Annotated in this window: 19 protein-coding genes; 16 read left to right on the forward strand and 3 right to left on the reverse strand. The window is 45.2% G+C overall.

The features are described 5' to 3' along the window. Positions 1 to 14 precede the first annotated feature (14 nt). On the forward strand, positions 15 to 953 hold the full coding sequence (gene mdh / locus ACXAGK_RS18905) for a malate dehydrogenase (protein ID WP_474804648.1): 939 nt from the start codon (positions 15 to 17) through the stop codon (positions 951 to 953). A 422-nt stretch (positions 954 to 1,375) separates the two neighbouring features. On the opposite strand, the gene ACXAGK_RS18910 is transcribed toward mdh, so the two are convergent. Both ACXAGK_RS18910 and ACXAGK_RS18915 read right to left on the reverse strand, forming a co-directional pair. Then, positions 1,376 to 1,546, reverse strand: a complete 171-nt coding sequence (locus ACXAGK_RS18910; RefSeq protein ID WP_474857420.1) for a hypothetical protein — start codon at positions 1,544 to 1,546, stop codon at positions 1,376 to 1,378. A gap of 62 nt (positions 1,547 to 1,608) precedes the next feature. Next, a complete protein-coding gene (locus tag ACXAGK_RS18915; protein WP_474857421.1) occupies positions 1,609 to 1,779 on the reverse strand; it encodes a hypothetical protein in 171 nt (56 codons plus the stop codon). Between the two features lie 511 nt (positions 1,780 to 2,290). Between ACXAGK_RS18915 and katG the strand changes: the two genes are divergently transcribed. Next, the gene (katG, locus tag ACXAGK_RS18920; protein ID WP_474857422.1) at positions 2,291 to 4,480 is read left to right on the forward strand and encodes a catalase/peroxidase HPI; all 2,190 of its coding nucleotides are present in this window, start codon (positions 2,291 to 2,293) and stop codon (positions 4,478 to 4,480) included. 155 nt (positions 4,481 to 4,635) lie between these two features. Here katG and ppc read toward each other — a convergent pair whose 3' ends face one another. Next, a complete protein-coding gene (gene ppc, locus ACXAGK_RS18925) occupies positions 4,636 to 7,257 on the reverse strand; it encodes a phosphoenolpyruvate carboxylase (RefSeq protein WP_474857423.1) in 2,622 nt (873 codons plus the stop codon). A gap of 233 nt (positions 7,258 to 7,490) precedes the next feature. Here ppc and ACXAGK_RS18930 point away from each other — a divergent pair, with 233 nt between their 5' ends. The 14 genes from ACXAGK_RS18930 to ACXAGK_RS18995 all read left to right on the forward strand — a co-directional run bounded on the left by ACXAGK_RS18930 (position 7,491) and on the right by ACXAGK_RS18995 (position 23,819). Beyond that, positions 7,491 to 8,111 carry an FKBP-type peptidyl-prolyl cis-trans isomerase gene (locus tag ACXAGK_RS18930; RefSeq protein WP_015068144.1) on the forward strand — a complete coding sequence of 207 codons (621 nt, stop codon included), beginning with the start codon at positions 7,491 to 7,493 and terminating at the stop codon, positions 8,109 to 8,111. Positions 8,112 to 8,441: 330 nt separating this feature from the next. Next, positions 8,442 to 9,620 carry an enoyl-ACP reductase FabV gene (fabV, locus tag ACXAGK_RS18935; protein ID WP_474857424.1) on the forward strand — a complete coding sequence of 393 codons (1,179 nt, stop codon included), beginning with the start codon at positions 8,442 to 8,444 and terminating at the stop codon, positions 9,618 to 9,620. A gap of 509 nt (positions 9,621 to 10,129) precedes the next feature. Further along, entirely contained in the window at positions 10,130 to 11,470 is a 1,341-nt protein-coding gene (locus tag ACXAGK_RS18940) for a Na(+)-translocating NADH-quinone reductase subunit A (RefSeq protein WP_474804665.1), read from the forward strand. Between the two features lie 3 nt (positions 11,471 to 11,473). Continuing rightward, a complete protein-coding gene (locus ACXAGK_RS18945) occupies positions 11,474 to 12,676 on the forward strand; it encodes an NADH:ubiquinone reductase (Na(+)-transporting) subunit B (RefSeq protein WP_474804667.1) in 1,203 nt (400 codons plus the stop codon). Further along, positions 12,666 to 13,430 carry a Na(+)-translocating NADH-quinone reductase subunit C gene (locus ACXAGK_RS18950; protein WP_014950796.1) on the forward strand — a complete coding sequence of 255 codons (765 nt, stop codon included), beginning with the start codon at positions 12,666 to 12,668 and terminating at the stop codon, positions 13,428 to 13,430. Before ACXAGK_RS18945 ends, ACXAGK_RS18950 begins: the two co-directional genes overlap by 11 nt. A gap of 10 nt (positions 13,431 to 13,440) precedes the next feature. After that, complete coding sequence (locus ACXAGK_RS18955; RefSeq protein ID WP_118492037.1) at positions 13,441 to 14,073, forward strand: NADH:ubiquinone reductase (Na(+)-transporting) subunit D; 633 nt, start codon at positions 13,441 to 13,443, stop codon at positions 14,071 to 14,073. A 3-nt stretch (positions 14,074 to 14,076) separates the two neighbouring features. Continuing rightward, positions 14,077 to 14,685, forward strand: a complete 609-nt coding sequence (nqrE, locus tag ACXAGK_RS18960) for an NADH:ubiquinone reductase (Na(+)-transporting) subunit E (protein WP_015068138.1) — start codon at positions 14,077 to 14,079, stop codon at positions 14,683 to 14,685. Between the two features lie 20 nt (positions 14,686 to 14,705). Then, complete coding sequence (nqrF, locus tag ACXAGK_RS18965) at positions 14,706 to 15,938, forward strand: NADH:ubiquinone reductase (Na(+)-transporting) subunit F (protein ID WP_071815998.1); 1,233 nt, start codon at positions 14,706 to 14,708, stop codon at positions 15,936 to 15,938. Between the two features lie 118 nt (positions 15,939 to 16,056). Continuing rightward, positions 16,057 to 17,082, forward strand: coding sequence for an FAD:protein FMN transferase (locus tag ACXAGK_RS18970; RefSeq protein WP_474857425.1), 1,026 nt, complete (start codon positions 16,057 to 16,059; stop codon positions 17,080 to 17,082). 9 nt (positions 17,083 to 17,091) lie between these two features. Continuing rightward, the gene (gene nqrM, locus ACXAGK_RS18975; RefSeq protein WP_014950791.1) at positions 17,092 to 17,325 is read left to right on the forward strand and encodes a (Na+)-NQR maturation NqrM; all 234 of its coding nucleotides are present in this window, start codon (positions 17,092 to 17,094) and stop codon (positions 17,323 to 17,325) included. A 308-nt stretch (positions 17,326 to 17,633) separates the two neighbouring features. Next, a complete protein-coding gene (locus tag ACXAGK_RS18980; protein ID WP_474857426.1) occupies positions 17,634 to 21,215 on the forward strand; it encodes an FG-GAP repeat domain-containing protein in 3,582 nt (1,193 codons plus the stop codon). A gap of 277 nt (positions 21,216 to 21,492) precedes the next feature. Then, positions 21,493 to 22,566: a DNA polymerase IV gene (gene dinB, locus ACXAGK_RS18985; RefSeq protein ID WP_474857427.1), complete on the forward strand. Its 1,074-nt coding sequence runs from the start codon at positions 21,493 to 21,495 to the stop codon at positions 22,564 to 22,566. Between the two features lie 50 nt (positions 22,567 to 22,616). After that, positions 22,617 to 22,865, forward strand: a complete 249-nt coding sequence (locus ACXAGK_RS18990; protein ID WP_474857428.1) for a DUF1653 domain-containing protein — start codon at positions 22,617 to 22,619, stop codon at positions 22,863 to 22,865. Positions 22,866 to 22,928: 63 nt separating this feature from the next. Then, positions 22,929 to 23,819, forward strand: a complete 891-nt coding sequence (locus ACXAGK_RS18995) for an MBL fold metallo-hydrolase (protein ID WP_474857429.1) — start codon at positions 22,929 to 22,931, stop codon at positions 23,817 to 23,819. Positions 23,820 to 23,863 lie beyond the last annotated feature (44 nt).

The raw sequence follows: 23,863 nt of genomic DNA on the forward strand, positions 1-23,863 counted from the left end.
ATAGGAGAAATGGTATGAAAGTAGCCGTGTTAGGTGCTGCCGGTGGTATTGGTCAGGCGCTGTCTTTGTTGTTGAAAACACAATTGCCAGCAGGTTCAGATTTAGCGCTATATGACGTTGCGCCAGTTGTTCCTGGTGTTGCCGTTGATTTGAGCCACATCCCCACTGCGGTAAAAGTAACCGGTCACGGTAAAGATGACCTAGCTGATGCACTTACTGGAGCAGACGTAGTTCTTATTCCAGCGGGTATGCCTCGTAAGCCAGGTATGGATCGTTCTGATCTGTTCAACATCAACGCCGGCATTGTTAAAAACCTAATTGAAGGTGTAGCTGATAACTGCCCGAACGCGTGTGTTGGTATCATCACTAACCCAGTTAACACTACTGTAGCTATTGCAGCTGAAACGCTTAAAGCTAAAGGCGTTTACGACAAGAACAAGCTTTTCGGTGTAACGACACTTGACGTTATCCGTGCTGAAACTTTCGTTGCTGAACTTAAAGGTGTAGACGTATCTTCTGTGCACGTACCGGTAATCGGTGGTCACTCGGGTACAACTATCCTTCCTCTTCTTTCACAAGTTGAAGGCGTAGAGTTTACAGACGAAGAAGTATCTAGCCTAACTACTCGTATCCAGAATGCGGGTACTGAAGTTGTTGAAGCGAAAGCTGGCGGCGGCTCTGCAACCCTTTCAATGGGTCAAGCAGCAGCGCGTTTCTGTCTGTCTCTAGTAGCAGCAATGCAAGGTGAGAACGTTGTTGAGTACACTTACGTACAGACTGACGACAGCGACGACGCAGCATTCTTCGCACACCCAGTACGCCTTGGCGCAAACGGTGTTGTAGAAATCTTGCCATACGGCGAGCTAAGCGCATTTGAAGAAAAAGCGAAAAACGACATGCTTGAAGGCCTACGTGGCGACATCAAGCTAGGCGTTGACTTCGTAAACGGCTAATAGTGCTTAAAGCGGATGCATTAGCATCCGCTAGAAAAGGCTGGATACGTAAGGCCTACACAGACACGCCGAGCTTCCATCCATGGAGGCTTGGCTGCAGCATCCCTGCTGCAGACAGTCTGTTACGACCTTACGTATCCAGCCTTTTTTGTTGCGTCTTTGTAGGCCTCGTCATGGCATCCTTGGCACAGGAGAGCCTGCTTATCAAAGCCCCGCCAACTCTAAACACCTCAATAGCCTAATAACTGAAGTTTTTTAGAAAGAAGCGATCTGTTACGCCCTTAGGTATTCAGCCTTTTTCGTTGCATCTTTGTAGACATTGCGACGGCGTTTTTGGTGCAAGTTTACTTATCAAAACTTCTCTCAGCCCAAAACCTCATTTTTCTATCTTTATAGATTTATTAGCCACAGAAAGGGGGGGCTTAGTTAAAATCCAAACGTTGAATAATTCCATGCTGAAGAATGACTATGTAACCCAGCGTTAGTGCGGTAAATGTGTAAAAAAAAGAATCGCTATCTTTAAAGTAGGAGGCGATGAACGTTGTAAAGATCAAAACTAGGTAAGTGAAATCAGCCAATTTTTTATGCTTCATGGTGTTTTCCCCTCATTAGATGGATATTAAAAGCTCGCCCAAAGGTGAGCTTTTATCACTTTTTACTTGTCTAAATAGCCAATGAACATCATTGCTCCGCCGACAGCGAGTCCGAATATACCTGTAGCTGGACCTCCGGCAATCCCAAGGCCTATTACTGCCATGCCTCCAGAGGCCCAATCACTCATTGCTCCAGACACTTGTGTAACTTCTTCTACATTTAACTCTTGCATAAGTCATTTTTAATCTATTAATAAAAGCCCCAAGAATTGGGACCTTTAAAGTGTATTAAGGTCGAAGTGACTTTTTAACTGTACGGAGGATTTGTTTGTAACCTCTTTTGGCAAACCATGATTAATTTGGCCGTATACTTTTGCAGTTGCGAATGGACGTGCGTTTGTATTATTTAAGGGTAGGGCATTTCGCAATATTAAAAAGCCTATCTTCACGTGAATCTGTATTGATACCTTTGGCTGTAGCAGAAGTACAGGGCTTAAATATTATGCTGCTTTCAGCCATGAGAAAAAGATTAGTGGCTTACCTGTATTGGCTTTGGTTGGCAAATGCTCGCAATAAGGGCTAATGTCTAAACTTTTGTGGAAAAGCGTAAAACTTTGACTATGCTTGGAGAACGCTGGTTTAGTATCAATGCTAACGTGACAGCGTAACTGCATGGGTCAACCCTATAACTTATCTAACCAACTAAGTTGTATAACGCTAACGAACAGGCAAAGAGGATGTAATATGAGCAATGCAAAGTTAGGTGATGTGAATGATTCGGCAAAAAAATGTCCGGTCATGCATGGTGGTTTAACAGCCACAGGGACAACAGTAATGGACTGGTGGCCTGAAGCCTTAAACTTAGACATTCTGCATCAGCACGATACGAAGACAAACCCAATGGGAGAAGACTTCGATTACCGTGAAGAGGTTAAAAAACTAGACTTTCAAGCCCTTAAAAAAGATCTCACCGACTTAATGACAGATTCACAGCCATGGTGGCCAGCGGATTGGGGGCACTATGGCGGCCTTATGATCCGTATGTCATGGCATGCGGCAGGTTCGTACCGAATTGCGGATGGTCGCGGTGGCGCTTCAACGGGCAACCAACGTTTTGCACCGCTTAACTCTTGGCCTGATAACGTTAACTTAGATAAAGCGCGCCGTTTACTTTGGCCCATTAAAAAGAAGTATGGCAACAAATTAAGCTGGGCTGATTTGTTTGTTCTTGCGGGGACCATAGCTTACGACAGCATGGGCCTTAAGACTTATGGTTTTGCCTTCGGTCGTGAAGATATTTGGCACCCTGAGAAAGACGTTTACTGGGGCGCTGAGAAAGAGTGGTTAGCGCCTAGTGATGAACGCTATGAAGACGTAGAAAGTGCTGAAACCATGGAAAACCCTTTGGCAGCTGTGCAGATGGGCCTTATTTACGTAAACCCTGAAGGCGTTAACGGTAAGCCAGATCCACTTAAAACGGCAGCTCACGTACGTGAAACCTTTGCGCGTATGGCAATGAACGACGAAGAAACCGTTGCGTTAGCAGCCGGTGGTCACACGGTGGGTAAATGTCACGGTAACGGAAGTGCAGAAGCGTTAGGGCCAGACCCAGAAGCAGCAGGTATTGAAGAAGCCGGTCTTGGCTGGATGAATCATGAGAGCCGCAGTATTGGTCGTGATACCGTATCTAGTGGTATTGAAGGCGCGTGGACGACGAATCCTACGCAATGGGATAACGGCTATTTCCACCTACTGCTTAATTACGAATGGGAACTGAAAAAGTCTCCAGCGGGCGCTGAGCAGTGGGAACCAATCAATATTAAGGAAGAAGACAAGCCTGTTGATGTTGAAGACCCATCAACACGCTACAACCCTATTATGACCGACGCCGATATGGCGATGAAGATGGATCCGGAATACAGAAAAATTTCTGAAAAATTTTATAACGATCACGAATACTTCAGCGAAGTGTTCGCCCGCGCATGGTTTAAACTTACTCACCGCGACCTAGGACCAAAAGTTCGTTACATAGGGCCTGATGTACCAGAAGAAACGTTAATTTGGCAGGATCCAGTTCCTGAAGGCAGTACGTCATATGACGTTGAAGCGTTGAAGAGTAAAATTGCAGAATCAGGCCTATCTGTTGGGGATATGGTAGCAACAGCGTGGGATAGTGCTCGTACCTTTAGAGGGTCAGATTTACGTGGCGGCGCTAATGGTGCGCGAATTCGTTTAGCTCCTCAGAAAGATTGGGAGGGCAATGAGCCTGAGCGTTTAAATAAGGTGCTAGAGGTTCTTGCTCCACTTGCTGACGCGGCGGGTGCAAGCCTTGCGGATACCATTGTTTTAGCAGGTAACGTGGGCATAGAAAAGGGGATTGAAGCGGCAGGCTTTAACGTACCTGTTCCTTTCTCTCCTGGACGCGGCGACGCTACTGACGACATGACCGATGCTGAATCGTTTGATCCATTAGAGCCAATTGCAGACGGTTACAGAAACTACCTTCAAAAAGACTTTGCAGTTAAGCCAGAAGAGCTAATGTTAGACAAAACCCAGTTACTTGGTTTAACAGCAAAAGAAATGACGGTACTAGTAGGCGGTATGCGCATGCTTGGCACTAACTACGGCGGCAGTAAGCATGGTGTATTCACCGACAATGTAGGTACGCTGAGCACGGACTTCTTCGTAAACCTTACTGACATGAAATACACGTGGAAGCCGACTGGGAAAAACAGCTACGCCATTGTCGATAGAGCGTCAGGTGACGAAGTGTTTACCGCTACACGCTTTGACTTAGTGTTTGGTTCAAACTCAGTGTTGCGAGCGTATGCTGAGCTATACGCGCAAGATGATAGCAAAGAGAAGTTTGTTAAAGACTTTGTTGCAGCGTGGACAAAGGTGATGAACGCAGACCGCTTCGACCTTACCTGTTAGTTCTTATCTAAAGTGTAAGTAAAAACACGTAAGCAATAAAAAGCCCGCTTCATCATATGAAGCGGGCTTTTTTTATATTATTTCGTAGCGAAGCAATTGGTGACCAACATAATAAAGCTGTGTGCGTCAATTCAAGCGCTTCGTTAGCACAGTGATTAACCCGTATTACGCATACCAATCGCGATACCCGCGATGGTAACCATCATGGCGCGTTCTAGGCTTGTGTTCTGCGCATCGTCACCGGCTTTACGGATACGATCTAGAAGTTCAATTTGCAGGTAATGAAGCGGTTGGAGATACGCAGCGCGAATTTCCATAGACTCTTTACCTTGCGGATCGTTCTTCATAATGTCGTCATCGCCTGTGATAGCCAATAGTGACGAGATGCTCTCTTTAAGCTCGCTACGTAGCGCTTCACCAAAGTGCTTAAGCTCTTTAGGTACAAGGCGCTCATCATAAGCTTCACTGATGCGTGGATCAGCTTTGTGGAACACCATGTCTAGCATAGAAAGACGCGAACGATAGAATGGCCATTCGCTGAACATTTCGTTAACTACTTTCTCGTTTTCAGGGGTCTTCACGCTATCAATAGCGCGCATAACGCCTAGCCAGCTTGGCAGTACTAAACGTGTTTGTGCCCAAGCGAAGATCCACGGTATAGCTCGTAGGCTCTCAATTCCGCCTTGTGGCTTACGCTTAGCTGGGCGGCTACCTAGCGGTAGTTTACCCAACTCTTGCTCTGGAGTAGCCACGCGGAAGTAAGGGACAAACTCTTCATCATGACGTACAGTTGCACGGTAGTTATCGCGACCTTGCGCTGCCATTGCGGTAATAAGCTCGCGCCACTCTTCTTTTGGTGCCGGAGGTGGGAACAACATAGCTTCAATAATGGCGCTGGCGTAAATACCTAGGCTGCGTTTAGCCAGTTTTGGCATACCGAACTTATAGCGAATAGTTTCGCCCTGTTCAGTTACGCGGAATCCGCCTTCTAGTGAGCCAGGAGGTTGTGAGTAAATAGCAGCGTGTGCTGGCAATCCACCACGACCAATCGTACCGCCACGACCGTGGAACAGGGTTAGGCTTACGTCGAATTCTTCTGCAATGGCAACCAGTGCTTCTTGCGACTGATACTGTGCCCAGCCAGCTGCTAATGCGCCTGCATCTTTTGCTGAGTCAGAATAGCCAATCATAACGAACTGACGACCTTTCACGTAACCGCGATACCAGTCGATAGACAGAAGTTTGCGCATTACGTCAGGCGAGTTGTTCAAATCGTCTAGCGTTTCAAATAGTGGTGCTACCGGCATTGGCCAATCTACACCGCTTTCTTGAAGAAGCAGCTGAACCGCCATAACATCTGATGGCTCACTCGCCATAGAGATAATGTAGATACCAAATCCATGCTTGCTGTGCTTTGCAATGACCTTACAGGTATCCAGCACTTCTTTTACATCGTCAGATGCGTCCCATTGTGCTGGGAATAGCGGACGTTTTGAGCCAAGCTCGCGCAATAAGAATGCTTGCTTGTCGGCTTCGCTCCACTGTGCGTAATCGCCTAAACCTAAATAGCGAGTAAGTTCGCTAAATACGTCTGCGTGACGTTCAGAGTCTTGGCGTACATCAAGGCGTAGAAGGTGAATACCAAATACGCGAGCACGACGAATGGTGTCTAGTAGTAGACCATTAGCAACAACCTGCATACCGCAGTCTAATAGTGACTGATAGCAAAGCATCAACGGCTCGATAAGCTCATCATCGCTTTCTATCCAGTTAGACGTGTCTGGGTTTTTACCTGCAAGATAGTCGGCAATGCCGTCACGAGTAGCAATAAACTTATTAACCAACGGGCGAAGTAGGGCGCGGTACGGTTCGTTTGCATCGCCTACTTGTGCACGTAGTTCTTCGTTGCAATCGTACATCGAAAGTTCTACCTGCAAACGGTCAAGGTCGATTGCGAAAAGCTTAGCCGCGCGTTTTCTTGCCAGCAGCAATACTTGCTCGGTTACTTTTGAAGTAACAAATGGGTTACCGTCTCTGTCTCCACCCATCCAAGAGCTAAATTGTACTGGTGACGAGTCTAGCGGTAGCGATACGTCGTAGTCTTCATTTAAGCGACTATCAAGCTCGCGCATGAAGTCAGGTACCGCTTCCCACAATGAGTTTTCAATAACGGAGAAGCCCCAACGCGCTTCATCAACAGGCGTCGGGCGAACTGAACGAATTTCTTCAGTGTGCCACGCTTGAGCAATAAGGTCAGCGATGCGTGTTTCTATCTTTTTACGCTCAACATCACTTAAAGATTCTTGATGCACAGCCTGCAGGCAGTCCGCTAGCTCTTTATGTTTATGAATAAGTGTACGGCGCGTAACCTCAGTAGGGTGTGCGGTTAATACAAGATCGATGTTTAGTTTTGCAACGGCGTCTTGTACTTTGTCAGCAGTCAGTTCTGCTTTATCTAGGTGTTTAAACAGAGCATCAATCGATGCATCGACATTCATTGCCGCGTTGTATTCTTGCTCGGCAATATTGCCTAGGTTCAAGAATTGTGCGAAGGCACGACCAACAGTAAGCAAATCGCTGTCAGACATTGTTTTGAAAGTTTCTTTCAGTTCTTCGCTACAGGTAGCGTCTCCCTGATAAGAAGCTCGGCCGCCTTTACGAATCTTTTCAATACGGTCTAGCCACTCCTGACCTAATTGATTTTTGATTGTTTCACCAAGGGTTTTGCCAAGGTATCGAACGGTATCTTTCAGTTCAGCATCGTAGTGTGTTTGCATGCTTTCCTCCTAAATATATGGGCCTAACCATACTGTGTCCTTTGCGACTTGTCTAACCACTTTCGGTTATAATTTACAACATTTTGATACTTTTGCACCCTAGTTAACATTGCTCAAAGCAAGATATTTTGTGGTGTGATACACTCTTACACCGGAAAATGCAGAAACATTCTCGCAATATGCGGTTTGTTTGAAATTTGTACTGCATTTGTAATTTAATTTCAGGAGTTTTTGTGACTGATACATTCAATACTGTAGAAACCCAAGCAAGTTACGGCATTGGTTTTCAAATGGGTCAACAACTACAATCAAATCCGTTTGACGGACTAGCGATTGACGCTGTTGTAGCTGGCCTTAAAGACGCCTTCGCAGGTCAAGCACCTCAGGTTGATAACGACACTCTACGTGATGCGTTTGGCGAAATTCACAAGCGTATGCAAGCGGCTAAAGAAGAAGCAAGCAAAGCGGTTATTGAAGAAGGCACAAAGTACCTTGAAGAAAACGCGAAGCGTGACGAAGTAACCGTAACTGAATCTGGTCTTCAATACGAAGTTGTTACTGAAGGTGACGGCGAGACACCAGATGCTTCTAGCACAGTACGTGTTCACTACCACGGTACGCTTATAAACGGTACTACCTTTGATAGCTCTTACGAGCGTGGTCAGCCAGCTGAATTCCCAGTAGGCGGCGTAATCAAAGGTTGGACTGAAGCACTTCAACTTATGAAAGCAGGTTCAAAGTATCGTCTATACGTACCACACGACCTAGCTTACGGTGAGCAAGGTGCTGGCGCAGCTATTGCACCTTACAGCACCCTAATCTTTGACGTAGAACTTCTTGACGTTCTAGGTTAATGATTTCTTCACAGGAGTGCCCAGTGGTGCTCCTGTGAATATAAGTATTCTTCTTTGTTTAATCTTTTATTCCTTTCTATCTTCTAACCTATTCCTTTTACTTTTCTAACGCTTAATTAGTAAATGAACAGCACACTAATAATCTGAACGCGTTTACGTGTCGCTTGTTTAAATCTAAATATGTGATGTTACTATGTTTTGTTGGTGAGAATGCATGTATGCGATATGCTGGCAAAAGCGTTTTATGGTTAGCAGGCTTCCATCTGCTCCGAGTTGTTATCAGTGGCTTCGGCATTACAATAGCCCCACGCTCAAATAAGGAAAATTATTATGGTTATCAAGCCTAAAGTGAGAGGCTTCATTTGTACAAACGCGCACCCGGTAGGCTGTGCTAAAGCGGTTGATGAACAAATTGCTTATGTGGAAGCAAAAGGTGACTTAGGCGAAGGCCCTAAAAATGTACTGGTTATTGGTAGCTCTACAGGCTACGGCTTAGCGTCACGCATCACATCTGCCTTTGGTTATGGCGCAAAAACACTAGGTGTTTGCTTTGAAAAAGCGCCAACGGAACGCAAAACGGGTACAGCAGGTTGGTACAACACTGCAGCATTCCACGAAAAAGCCAAAGCAAAAGGCTTGTATGCAGATACTATTAATGGCGACGCCTTTTCTGATGAAATCAAAAATGAAACCATTGAAAAAATCAAAGCTGAAATGGGTAAGGTTGACTTGGTTATTTATAGCCTTGCGTCTCCGCGCAGAACCGACCCGGAAACCGGTGTGACCTACAAGTCGACGCTTAAGCCAGTAGGCGAAGCATACACCACAAAAACTTACGACACAGATAAAGATAAAGTGCATGAAGTTTCGCTTGAGCCTGCCAACGACGATGAAATCCTCAACACCATTAAAGTGATGGGTGGCGAAGATTGGGAACGTTGGATGGACTTTTTACGCGATGCTGATGTGCTAGCAGAAGGCTGCAAAACCACTGCCTATACCTACATTGGTAAAGAGCTTACATGGCCTATCTACGGTCAAGCGACTATCGGCAAAGCAAAAGAAGACCTTGATCGCGCTGCTGCTGCTATTATTGGCAAAAACAGTGACTTGCTTGTACAAGCAAACGTAAGCTCACTAAAAGCACTAGTGACGCAAGCAAGTTCTGCCATTCCCGTCATGCCCCTTTATATTTCACTTATTTACAAAGTGATGAAAGAAGAGGGCACACACGAAGGCTGTATTGAACAGATTCATGGTTTGTTCACACAGTGCCTGTTTGGAAATACGCCTACGTTAGATGAAGCAAATCGCTATCGCATGGATGGCAAAGAAACAAATGACGCTACCCAAGCGAAGATTAAAGCGCTATGGGACCAAGTGACACAAGAGAACTTTCATGACTTAAGTGACTACAAAGGTTACCACCATGAGTTCCTAAAGCTGTTTGGTTTTGACATTGACAGCGTTGATTACGACAGTGAAGTTGACCCATTGGTTAAGTGGTAAAACCTAAACTTACCATTAATTAACTTAATGCTATCTGTGCAAAAGCCGTCTGATTTGACGGCTTTTTTGTGCCTTATTACGAGCCGATATAGGGCGTCAGCGAAAAAAATGTAAATGAATAAGACCAAAGGTTTACATTAAATTGTAGAAAAATTTGCCTTTATCTTGAAATAGCGTGGCACAAACGTATGGGTTAATGCTAAAATCCCGAAATTAAGTAGGGGTCTTTTCTGCCTCTACCAAAACAGCAGTGGCGATTGGAGCTACACAACAACAACAATAAGTGTAAATTTCTGCTGGTGGTCTATATAGAAAGGGCGAACAAAGCGTCCGCTAAAGGAATTATGCGTTACGGCTTCATAACAGGCTGACCGTAGCAGTTGCAGCAAGTTCCATCAATCAACAAAAAAGGTGTCTAACACCTGTTAATAGTGCGTTTTTGCATGCTGACAGGCAGGTTTTCTGCGGTCATGCAAAAGGGTATTTCTATTAGAGTAGTGCAATTACATATGATAAAAATCAAGAAAGGTCTCGACCTCCCAATTGAGGGAGCGCCAAAGCAGGAGATTGCTGATGCATCTGCTGCAACGCGCGTTGCCATTCTGGGAGAAGAATATGTGGGTATGCGCCCTACCATGCACGTCCAAGTTGGCGATGTAGTGAAGAAAGGTCAGGTTCTTTTTGAAGACAAAAAGAACCCTGGCGTTAAATTCACTGCTCCAGCTGCGGGTGAAGTGGTAGAGGTTAACCGTGGTGCAAAACGTGTTCTTCAGTCTGTAGTTATCAAAATGAACGGCAGCGATGCCGTAACATTTGATAAAATTGCAGCTGACCAGATCGCGAGCGCAACACGTGAGCAGCTTCAGTCAATCCTTGTAGAGTCAGGCATGTGGACAGCGTTACGCACACGTCCATTTAGCAAATCGCCTCAGCTAGACTCTGTACCAAACTCAATTTTCGTTACAGCAATGGATACTAATCCACTTGCAGCAGATCCTGCTGTAATTATTGCTGAGCGCCAAGACGATTTCGTAAATGGTCTTAAAGCGCTAACGCAATTGAGCGGTGGCAAAACTTACGTTTGTAAAGCGGCAGGTGCTTCTGTTGCTACTGGCGATGCGGCAGTTGATGTTGAAGAGTTTGGCGGTCCTCACCCTGCGGGCCTACCGGGTACTCATATCCACTTCCTTGATTCAGCCGGCATGAACAAAACGGTTTGGCACATCAATTACCAAGACGTTATGGCGATTGGTGCATTGCTAACTACAGGTGAATTAGATAACCGCCGTGTTATCTCACTTGCAGGTCCTGCTGCAACAAACCCACGTCTAGTGCGCACTGTAATTGGCGCAGACGTGACCGAGCTAACTGCGAACGAGCAAGTAGACGGTGAAGTACGTGTTGTTTCAGGTTCTGTACTTAACGGTACCACTGCAATGGGCGTACACGGTTTCTTAGGTCGTTTCCACACCCAAGTTTCACTATTAAAAGAAGGTCACGAGAAGAAATTGTTCGGTTGGATCCTACCTGGTTCAAACCAACACTCAGTGACACGCGCTTACTTAGGTCACCTAAGTGGTAGCAAGAAATTTGATATGACAACAACTACCAATGGTTCAGAACGTTCTATGGTTCCAATTGGTAATTACGAACGCGTTATGCCCCTAGATATCATTCCTACGCTTCTGCTTAGGGACCTGATTTCTGGTGATACTGACGGTGCTCAGACGTTGGGTTGCTTAGAGTTGGACGAAGAAGATTTGGCATTGTGTACTTATGTATGCCCAGGCAAATACAACTACGCTCCTATCTTACGCGACTGTTTGACCACGATAGAGAAAGAGGGTTAAGTCATGGGTTTAAAAGCGTATTTAGAAAAAATTGAGCCGGATTTCGAGCCGGGTGGTAAGCATGAAAAATGGTACGCGCTTTACGAAGCTGCAGCGACCATCTTTTATACGCCAGGTAAAGTAAACAAAGCTAACACGCACGTGCGTGACAGCATTGACCTTAAGCGCATCATGATCATGGTATGGATGGCAACATTCCCAGCTATGTTCTTTGGTATGTATAACATTGGTTTCCAAGCGCAAGAAGCTATTGCTGCTGGCGCAGGAACGCTGCCTGACACATGGCAAGCAGGTCTATTCGCTGCCCTTGGCGGTGACTTGGCAAATGCGGGAACACTAGGTCTATTCTTCTATGGCGCATGTTTCTGGCTGCCAATCTACGCGGTAACGTTCGCGGTAGGTGGTTTCTGGGAAGTATTGTTCGCGTCTGTGCGCAAGCACGAAGTTAACGAAGGCTTCTTCGTAACATCAGTACTGTTTGCACTTACACTTCCAGCCACTATCCCTCTATGGCAAGTAGCACTAGGTATTACCTTTGGTGTTGTAATTGCTAAAGAAGTATTCGGTGGTACAGGTCGTAACTTCCTTAACCCAGCATTGTCTGGTCGTGCATTCCTTTACTTTGCGTATCCTGCGCAAATTTCAGGTGACCAAGTATGGGTAGCGGCAGATGGTTATTCTGGTGCAACGTCTCTAAGCCAAGCGGCTTCTGGCAACCTTGATTACGCGAACATGGATCAGTGGATGAACAGCTTCATCGGTACTATTTCAGGTTCAGCGGGTGAGGTGTCTACCCTTGCTATTATTCTTGGTGGCTTGTTCATCATGTACATGCGTATAGCAAGCTGGCGCATTGTTGCTGGTGTAGCAATTGGTGTGGCGTTCTTCGCAACCTTGCTAAACCTAATCGGCAGCGATACGAACCCTATGTTTGCAATGCCTGCACATTGGCACTTTGTTGTTGGTGGTCTTGCTTTTGGTATGTTCTTTATGGCGACAGACCCAGTTTCTGCGTCGTTCACTAACCAAGGTAAGTGGGCTTACGGTATCTTCATTGGTTTCATGACGGTACTAATCCGCGTCCTAAACCCAGCCTTCCCTGAAGGTGTAATGCTAGCAATTCTATTTGCTAACTTGTGGGCGCCACTGTTCGACTATTTCGTCGCACAAAGCAATATCAAGCGGAGGGTAGCACGTGTCGGCTAAGAAAGAATCTTTAGGCAAAACGGTAGGTATTGTTGTTGCCGTATGTTTAGTTTGTTCAATTGTTGTTTCTGGCGCGGCTGTTGGCCTTCGCTCTTTACAACAAACAAACGCAGCTCTAGATAAAAAGAGCAACATTCTTAATGCTGCAGGCCTTTATGAAATGGGCATGAGCAATAGCGCAATTGAAAGCACGTACAGCGAGCGAGTAGAACAGCGTTTTGTTAATCTTGACGAAGGTACTTTCGTAGAAGCGCCTAAGCCAGATTACGACATGTATAAAGCAGCCAAAGAAACTGAGTACAGCACAAAGGTAACTAACAGCAATGTTGGTTTCCAGCGCCGCCCTAACGTGGCAAGTGTTTACTTAGTTCGCGACGACGCAGGTGATGTTTCTCGTATCATCCTTCCTGTTCACGGCAGCGGCCTTTGGGATCTTATGTACGGTTTCTTAGCGGTAGACGCAGACGGCCAAACGGTTCGCGAGCTTATTTACTATCAGCAAAAAGAAACGCCAGGACTAGGTGGTGAAGTGCAAAACCCTGCTTGGCAGGACAAATGGGACGGCAAAGAGCTTTACGAGAATGGCGAAGTTGCTATTCGCGTAGTGAAAAATGCTAACCCTAGCAATCCTCACACTATCGATGCGCTTTCAGGTGCAACCCTAACCAGCAACGGTGTTGAAAACACTATTCGTTACTGGGTAGGCGAGCAAGGCTTCGGCCAGTTCCTGAAGAACCAAGCATGGCGTTCATAAGGGAAGTCTCATGGCAGATACTAAAGAAATGAAAAAGGCCCTCTTTGGGCCAATCCTGGACAATAACCCGATCGCCCTACAGGTATTGGGTATCTGTTCAGCACTGGCAATTACCACTAAGCTGGAAACAGCATTGGTAATGTCGCTAGCGCTTACAAGCGTTGTAGCGTTCTCAAACTTGTTTATTTCACTAATTCGTAACCAGATCCCATCTAGCGTTCGAATTATTATCCAGATGACCATTATTGCGTCGTTGGTAATCGTTGTTGACCAAATTCTGAAAGCGTATTCGTATGAAATATCGAAGCAGCTGTCGGTATTCGTTGGTCTTATTATTACTAACTGTATCGTAATGGGTCGTGCTGAAGCTTACGCCATGAAGAGCCCACCTCTGATGAGCTTCCTTGATGGTATTGGTAACGGCTTGGGTTACTCTTTCATTCTAGTTGTAATTGGTACAATTAAAGAGCTATTTGGTTTCGGTACTATTTTAGGTTTCGAAATCCTTCCACTGGTTCAAAACGGTGGCTGGTATCAGGGTAACGGTTTGTTAATCCTACCATTCAGCTCATTCTTCTTAATCGGCGGTATGATTTGGGTTATCCGTACCATCCGTCCTGAGCAAGTAGAGCCTAAGGAGTAAGTCATGGAACATTATTTGTCGTTATTTGTTCGCTCAATTTTCGTTGAGAACATGGCGTTATCACTTTTCTTAGGTATGTGTACCTTCCTTGCGGTATCTAAGAAAGTAAAAACTGCTATGGGTCTTGGTGTTGCTGTTATCGTGGTACTAGGTATCTCGGTTCCGGTTAACCAAATTATTTATGTAAACATTCTTGCTCCAGGCGCATTAGCATGGGCAGGTTTCCCTGAAGCTGACTTAAGCTTCCTTAACTTCCTAACGTTTATCGGTGTTATCGCAGCGTTGGTACAGATTCTAGAGATGAGCTTAGATAAGTTCTTCCCTGCGCTTTATAACGCACTAGGTATCTTCCTTCCGCTTATTACCGTTAACTGTGCAATCTTCGGTGGTGTAGCGTTCGCAGTACAGCGTGAATATAACCTGACCGAAAGTGTTGTTTACGGCGTAGGAAGTGGTATTGGTTGGGCAATTGCAATTGTGTTGCTTGCGGCAGTACGTGAAAAGCTTAAGTATGCTGATATGCCAGATGGTGTTCGTGGTCTAGGTTCTGTATTTATGATCGCGGGTCTAATGGCACTAGGCTTCCAGTCATTCACTGGTATTCAGCTGTAAGAAAGCTCGGGAGCATATAAATGAATAATGTAGAAATATATCTAGGCGTAGGCATGTTCATTGCCATCGTTCTAGCGCTGGTATTTATTATCATGTTTGCCAAGTCTAAATTGGTACCAAGCGGTGATGTTACTATCACTATCAACGGTGACCCAGACAAAGCAATCAAAACTGCACCGGGTGGCAAGCTTCTTGGTGCACTAGCTGACGCAGGTTACTTCGTATCTTCTGCGTGTGGTGGCGGTGGCTCATGTGGTCAGTGTCGTGTAGACGTACACTCAGGTGGTGGTGAAATTCTTCCAACTGAACTAGACCACATCACTAAAGGTGAAGCACGCGAAGGCTGCCGTCTTTCATGTCAGGTTGCTATTAAGCAAGACATGGAAATTGAGCTGGAAGAGTCGGTATTTGGTGTTAAGAAATGGGATTGTGAAGTTATCTCTAACGATAACAAAGCAACTTTCATCAAAGAACTTAAGCTTAAAATTCCTAACGGTGAAAGCGTACCTTTCCGTGCAGGTGGTTATATTCAGATTGAAGCGCCAGCGCACCACGTTAAGTACAAAGAGTTCGATATTCCTGAAGAATATCGCGGTGACTGGGAGCGTTTTGGCTTCTTCGACATCGAGTCTAAAGTAGACGAAGAAACGATTCGTGCGTACTCAATGGCGAACTACCCAGAAGAAGAAGGCATTATTATGTTGAACGTGCGTATCGCTACGCCGCCACCTAATAACCTAAGCCTGCCTGCGGGTAAAATGTCATCGTACATTTGGAGCCTGAAAGAAGGTGACAAAGCGACTATCTCTGGGCCGTTCGGTGAATTCTTTGCGAAAGAAACTGAAAACGAAATGGTATTCGTAGGTGGTGGTGCTGGTATGGCCCCAATGCGTTCACACATCTTCGATCAGCTTCGTCGCCTTAAGTCTAAGCGTAAGATGAGCTTCTGGTACGGTGCACGTTCACTTCGTGAAATGTTCTATACAGAAGACTTCGACGAGCTAGCAGCAGAAAACGATAACTTCGAGTGGCACGTAGCACTTTCTGATCCTCAACCAGAGGACAACTGGGAAGGTTACACAGGGTTCATTCACCAAGTACTTCTAGAGAACTACTTGAAAGATCACCCTGCACCAGAAGACTGTGAGTTCTACATGTGTGGACCACCTATGATGAACGCGGCCGTAATCAACATGCTTAAAGATTTAGGTGTTGAGGACGAGAACATCATGCTAGATGACTTCGGTGGCTAAGCTACCAAGCTAACAAGCAATTTAAAAAAAGGGGCGAAAGCCCCTTTTTTGTTTAAGCTTAACGCAATAACGTACATAGAAGCTTTACAGCTTTTTACATGTAAGTAAGGACAACAATGTGATTCGTTTTGGTATTCGAATTTTTCTCGCTTTTGTTGCTATTGGTATTCTTGCACTAGCAAGCTGCAGCGACGAAAAAACGCCTGTAGTGCACCTTCAAGGGCAGACTATGGGAACAACCTACAATGTGAAATACCTTGTAGCTGAAACGCCAGTAGAAGGCTTACAAGCTGAAATAGATGCTCGCCTTGTTGACGTTAATAAGATGATGTCTACCTACGACCCAACGTCAGAACTATCAAGGTTTAATCAATATCGTTACACCGATAATTTTGCAGTGTCGCCAGACACGTTAACTGTGATAAACGAGGCTTTGCGCCTTGCTAACCTAAGTGGCGGTGTACTTGATGTGACCGTTGGTCCACTGGTTAACCTATGGGGGTTTGGCCCCACTAAGCGCCCTGAGAAAGTGCCAAGTCAGGCAGACATCGACGATATCCGTGAATATGTGGGCTATAAGAAACTATCAACTACACCAACAGGCTTAAAGAAAAGCCATCCAATGTTGTACGTCGACCTATCGACTATTGCAAAAGGTTTTGGCGTTGATGAAGTGGCGGAGATCCTTGAAAAGCACAACATTGAAAACTACCTTGTAGAAATAGGTGGTGAAATGCGTGTGAAAGGCGAACGCGGCGACGGCAGTGAGTGGCTGATTGCCATTGAGAAGCCAGTTACTACGGAACGCGCTGTTCAAAAAGTTGTCTCAATAGGTGAAAACGCGGTTGCTACATCGGGTGACTATCGCAATTATTACGAAGAAGACGGCGTTCGTTATTCGCACCTAATCGACCCTACAACGGGCAAACCTATCTCACACAACTTGGTTTCTGTAACCGTTGTTCACCCCTCATCTATGACGTCAGATGGTTTAGCTACTGCATTTAATGTGATGGGATGGGAACAAGCAATAGCGGTTGCTGAGCAAGAACAACTTGCTGTATTCCTCATTCGTCGCACAGATGACGGATTTGAAGAGTATGCATCGCCAGAATTTGATAAACTGGTAACAGTTCATAATTAGGGGGTAGCAATGTCTACATTCATTCTTGCTTTTGGTTTCTTTCTAACAATGGTACTGGCTATGGCCGTTGGCTACCTATTTCAGAAAAAATCAATCTCTGGAAGCTGTGGCGGCTTAGGAGCACTAGGTATCGAAAAAGCCTGTGACTGTCCAGAACCGTGCGATCGTAAAAAGTCACGTATGGAAAAAGAAGAAGCCCGCCAGAAAAAATTAAACGAGTGGAAGCAAAACCAAATTTTGTAATGCTTAATCTCTCGTTGGCTTAAGTTATAAAAGCGCTGTTTGATACTCATCGACAGCGCTTTTTTGTATCTGATAGATGGAGATTTTACGTCGAATCTGCACAGCTAACCTAATGTAACTTGTCGGGGATGCTTCATGGGCGACACCACTTAAAGGGAGCGTTATCTTTACGAACAAGCCATGAACAGGCGTTAATATTTTAGCACTTTGTTAGCTCTACCCATATTTCGTTGCTCCACATTTGTATTTAGGTTAAATTTACATCTCATAAAATTCTAATATAAACAATAAAACATCAAGGAAGAGTTATGACACGCAGTGTACGCCTCGGGACCTTCAGTATAATCGCGTTATCCCTAGCCGCATGTGGAGGCGGAGGTTCGGACTCTGATGTGTCGGATAACGGAGGCTCCACTCCGGTTTCTTCATCATCAATCATCAAAAACGCTAAAGACTACACTCCATCGCGCCTCAACACTGCAGCAAAGGCAATTGCAAACGCCCAATACCAAGGCGAAACAGTCAATGCGGAAGTGGACATAGAGCTGGTCCAAGAAGCGTTCAATTTATTGTTTAATGATTCAGTTATGACAGTCCCAGAACTGGCAGAACAGGACTTTTCTGATGATGTGAACGGCGGAACGATTAAAAACACGTATGCCTGTGATCAAGGTGGTAGTGTTGCTTATGACGGCAAAGTATCCGATACCTTGACAGGTACCATCGCCATGAATTACCAAAATTGTTGGTTGTATAGCAATGGCGTTGCTATTTCTGGGTCGACGGCTATTGCCATTGAAAGCGTGTCAGATAGCGCTGCGAAATACAGTATGTATTTCGACAGTCTGACATGGACTATCGAAGGTGTACCCTATACTTTGTCTGGCGTCGTCTCAATCGATGAGGGCTTCAACGAAACTAACAGTAGCTATTACGTAGATACCAGTCAACATGTCGCGTTCACTATAGGCGCAGAGCAATATAAATTAACGGGGAATTACGACATATCCTATTCACCCAATGAAAGCCTTAACCATGCTGAATTAGACTTCTATGTTGGCTCTAAAGGTAAACTAGCTGTCGAAGCAGAGGCCCCTGAGTATTTATGGCCATACATGTACGATGGCGAAGTAGTAGTAGCGGGTGATAAAACTGCAACCTTACTTTTCGAACAAAGCACTATTCGTTATTTAGAAGATACAGATAACGACGGTACCTACGACCTAGGTACATTTATAATTGATGGCCATGATTTAATTAGTGGTAACCTTGCAGACAGATCACTTGTCGCTATTGCTGACATGTCCATGCCACCCACAGTCTATGCACCTGATTTTTATACCTGGGACAACGTGGACACGACGACACCCATTACTGTTAGCCCTGGTTATTATAATGATAGCGATACAGATTACGAAGATTTATCTGTCAGTTTCCGCTGGTATCTCAACGGTGTTTTAGTAGAAGACGTTACTGGAGATACCTTTCCAGCCTACCGCGCTGTATTTAACGATGTAGTAGAAGTGTCTATGGTCGTCTCTGATAGCGCTAACACTGTAGAGTCAGATCGCACTTCAATCACTCTGGCGGATGCACCGGCACAAGTAGCGTTCGAAAACTTACCTGAATCGGTGTCTCCTGGCGAATATATCGAATTTAGTGCAATTGTGTCTGACCCTGATCTTGGCGACAATCAAGGGGTTCCGACCTTAGTGTCAGCGCCTTCAGGCGCTACCATTAACGAAGATGGATTGATTTCTTGGCAAGCGCCGAGTAATCAGTTGTTTAAAACCCAACTTTACGAATTTGGTTTTTCAACGGGTGAAGAAGGTGCCGAAGTAGTCAAAACTGATGTCTCAGTGACTAATAATGACGTTCAAGAGTTAGCTCGCTCGGGTATTGAAGTGCCTAAACTGAACAATTCAATGGTAGTGGGTGATTTCGACCACGACGGTGACAATGAAGTTCTCTCCACCGATTCTGCAAATCGCGTATTTTTACTGTCTTATCAAAACGGCATCTACAACCAAACTTGGATGTACCCCTATAAAATCGAGCAAGGTGGAACAGTAAAACAAGTCCTCAGTACCGATTTTGATAACGACGATTACCCCGATATTCTAGTGATATCTGAACACGGCGTATCCGTTGTTACCGACATTGACGAAACGGCAACAACGCTTTTAACTACCGACAACTACATACATAGTGCCGTTCTCGGTGACATAGATAATGATGGTGACGATGAATTGGCCTACCTATACTCACCACGTGATTACGGCGAAGCCAGTGATATTGTGGTGGTAGACCTTAGTTCGCCCGAAACACCTTTATTTACGTTTACCGCCGAAGATACCTATGAAATTGCTCTGGGTAATGTAGATTCCGACACTCAGTTAGAGCTGGTTACTAATTCTGGTTTGGTCTATGACCTTGATTCTGGTGAAAACCAGTGGTTTCTGAACTCAGGATTTGGTAGTCATCACATTGCCGTTGCCGATATAAATGGCGACGGTATTGATGAAATTGTAGGCGCTGACAGTTGGTCTTACATCTATGTGTACTCAGCACAAGACAAGTCTCAAATTACGAGTGTTGAGAATTTTAATACTTGCGACATTAGCGCAGGAAAACTGACTGACGATAGTGATCCTGTATTGCTTGTAGGGGACTGCCAATGGGGCAATGTCCACGCCATGAAGCTGTCTAGTAACACGCTCACTTCAGTATTTAGCGTTGATATGGTTGATCATGGTTCGACCTCGCTGACCCTTGGCGATGCCGACAATGATGGCCTTAACGAACTGTTATGGGGCACCGGTACTACACATTCTGGTGAAAATTTACTCGTAACGGCAGATGTCACAGCCACTTCTGCAACAATAAAAACGTCGGCAACCACACATCAACTAGATAGCTTTAGTGCGGCTGGGTGGGCAGATTTGTACCCTGGTGACGAACGTGCTGTTTTCTTCGTGCCAAGCACGGGTAGTGGTTATGACGGCTCTAAGGTCTTACTAATGGAGAACACAGGGAATTACATTACTAGTGAAGAGATTTCTTCTAACTGGGATAACTCTAGTGTTGCTGTAACTACCGATTACAACAATGACGGTGCTGGTGATTTATTCCTACCTAGTGCAGAAACCTATGATGGCGCATTCGCTGCAATGCGATTAAATGATTTCTCTATTCAATATGAGATTACAGGCGATTATTCAAATGATGTTTCAGTTATCAAGGCATTCGACTTCAATAACGATGGTTTCGATGATGCAGTGTATGTTGATGGTCGCACATTAAAAGCGGTCGACGTGAATAATCAAGTTATGTTGGCCACTTACACCATGCCTCAATATTTCCGTGATTTTGATATTGCCGCGATCAATGGCAATGTGTACGTGGCGCTTTCTCAAGGCGACGACATAACGCAATTACTCAAACCAACAACATCAGGTTTCTCTATTCAAGCAAGCGCCGATATTTCTTGCGCGCGCCTTACCTTTATTAATGCTGATAGTGACGCTGCCGCTGAACTGGCCTGTTATAATCAGAACCAATCTCTAGTTATGTATGATGTAGCTGACACCAGTTTGACCAAGACATCGGAAGTTTCGATAAATAAGGTTATTGTAGACATGGTAGCCAATCCAGCAACCGCTACTGAACAGACACTTCTTGTGACAACGGCGCATGACAATGATTGGAGTTACTACGGTGCTTCTGAACTCAGCGAAATGACGGTTGAAGGCATCAGTATTTGGAAAAGCCCTGCGTTGATTGGTCCGGCCCGCAGCCACTCTCTACACGCGAGAAAGTCTGCTGAGGGAAGCCTAGAAGTGATGATGGCAACATCTCGGGTAATGTATTGGTTAGGCAGAGTGAATTAAGTAAAACTGCTGGGGCAATTTTGATACTTGTTTTGGCGTTTACATAATTGAGCGGCGACACATCAATGTTGGTGTGTCGCCGCTTTTTGTTTAGTACTTTTATTCTGGAAACGTTCTGTAAAAAAACACGCGTTTTAACTTAAGCCATTCATGCAAAAGAGTGAGGACCAATCAATCTCGTTAATTATCAAAACGAGGTAGTGTAATTAAACGCTATTGATAATATACTGTCTTTTTATACAGTTTCGTGTGAGCACGTTAAGAACAAAGGCAGGTAATGCGAAAAATTATCCACGTTGACATGGATTGTTTTTACGCCGCAGTAGAAATGCGCGATAACCCAGCCTTGCGCGATATTCCCATTGCTATTGGCGGCAGTGCCGACCGTCGCGGTGTTATCTCTACCTGTAATTATCCCGCCCGCAAATTTGGTGTGCGCTCGGCTATGGCAACAGCGTATGCCCTAAAATTATGTCCCAATCTCACGCTAGTAAAAGGGCGCATGGAGGTGTATGCCGCTGAGTCGCAAAAAATACGTAAAATTTTTGCAGACTATACCGACCTTATTGAACCCCTATCGTTAGATGAAGCCTATCTGGATGTTACTAACAGTGAGTTTTGTGGTGGCAGCGCTACATTAATAGCTGAAGAAATACGTGCTCGTATTGAAAGCGAGTTAGGTCTTACCGCTTCAGCAGGTGTCGCGCCCTGCAAATTCGTGGCAAAAGTAGCCAGCGATGAAAACAAGCCTGACGGTATTTGCGTGATCACGCCCGATAAACTTGATGAGTTTGTACGCGAAATGCCGCTAAAGAAAATTCCAGGCGTAGGCAAAGTTACCATGCAAAAGCTTCAGCGCATGGGGCTGAATACGTGTAACGATGTTCGCCAGTATCCTTTCGAACGCATTCAAAAAGAGCTGGGCAAATTCGGTAGTGTGCTATGGGAACGGGCTCATGGCATCGATGAGCGCGAGTTGTCAGTATCTCGAGAGCGCAAGTCTATAGGCGTAGAGCGCACGCTAAGCGAAGATATACACACTATCGAGCAATGCATCGACTTCTTGCCCCATTTGTTTGAAAAGCTTCAGGAGCGAATGGAAAACCATAAGAAGCGGACGGGCAAGCCTGTGCGTATTCGCACACAAGGCGTAAAGCTTAAGTTTAACGACTTTCAGCTGACCACGGTTGAACATCGTTGCGCTACGCTTGATGAAGCTTATTTTCGTACATTAATGCAGGAAGCTTTTGAACGCGCAACAGGGCGTGGCATCCGTCTTGTAGGCGTGCATATAGGCCTCGCCGCCGACCAATCAACACAACAGCTGGTTTTGCCTTTTGAGCCAATTTAATTAACACTAGCGCCTTATTCTTTGACGCAACACTTACCTTGAAGGTCACAATGGATTCAATACAACTTAAAACCCCCGGCCGTTACAAGCATTATAAAGGCAATTTATACGATGTTTACGAAGTAGCCACCCACTCAGAAGACGAAAGTAAATTAGTGGTATATCGGCCGTGTTATGGCGAAAAGGCGTTATGGGTTCGCCCTCTCGATATGTTTTTAGAGTCAGTGGAAAAAGACGGAGAGACACTTCCTCGTTTTGCTTATGTGGGTGATATCCCTAATGACGAAAAAATGATCTAATTGTGAAATTAGGTCATAGTGTAAGAGGTCTTATTTAAACAGGCTTCTTACAAGGAAATAATAATGAAAACTGCCCCTCGTTTTAGCACCCACATTGTAGCTGCGTTCTTAGCTGCTAGTCCTTTAATTTATTCATCGGTTAATCCCGCAAATGCACAAGACAGGTTCGCCGATGTCGAAGTAAAGGCAACCGCGATAAAAGGCTCTGTGCACATGCTTACAGGCGCAGGTGGAAATATTGGCGTATCAGCTGGGGAAGACGGGGTACTGATCATTGACGATCAATTTGCGCCTCTAGCTGAAAAAATAGCAGCACAGCTTGGTGAGTTAGGCAGTGACAAGCCTAAATATGTGATAAACACTCATTATCACGGCGACCACACAGGCTCTAATGCATTTTTTCACAGTCACAAAGGTGCCACCATTCTCGCTCATGAAAATGTGCGCGTTCGGCTAGCTAACGACGAAAAGATAAAACCGGAAGCCCTGCCAACCATTACCTATGAAGATGGCATTAAAATTTACTTTAATGGTGAGACCTTACATGTAATGCATTTAGCGGTAGGTCACACTGATGGCGATAGCGTAGTGTGGTTTGAGCAACCCAACGTCATGCATACGGGCGACTTATTCTTCAATGGTCGTTTTCCCTACATTGACCAAGGTGCAGGTGGCAATGTAGAAGGCTACATGGAATCGGTAGAGCAGTTGCTAGCGAAAATAGATGACGAGACCATTATCATTCCGGGCCACGGCGAAATCAGCAACAAGCAAGAATACACCGCATTTTTAGCTATGATCAGCGAAACCTTTGACTACGTTAAGAAACTCAAGCAAGACGGCAAAACCCTTGATGAAGTAAAAGCGATGGGCCTAGATGAAAAGTGGGCCGACTGGAGCTGGAATTTCATCAATGAAGAGAAGTGGATAGCTACACTCTACAAAGACGCCTAGCAAAAAATAACAGTGGGGTCAGAGTCAGGACTCTGACCCCCAAT

This window comes from Alteromonas sp. ABM1_013 (assembly GCF_056160505.1).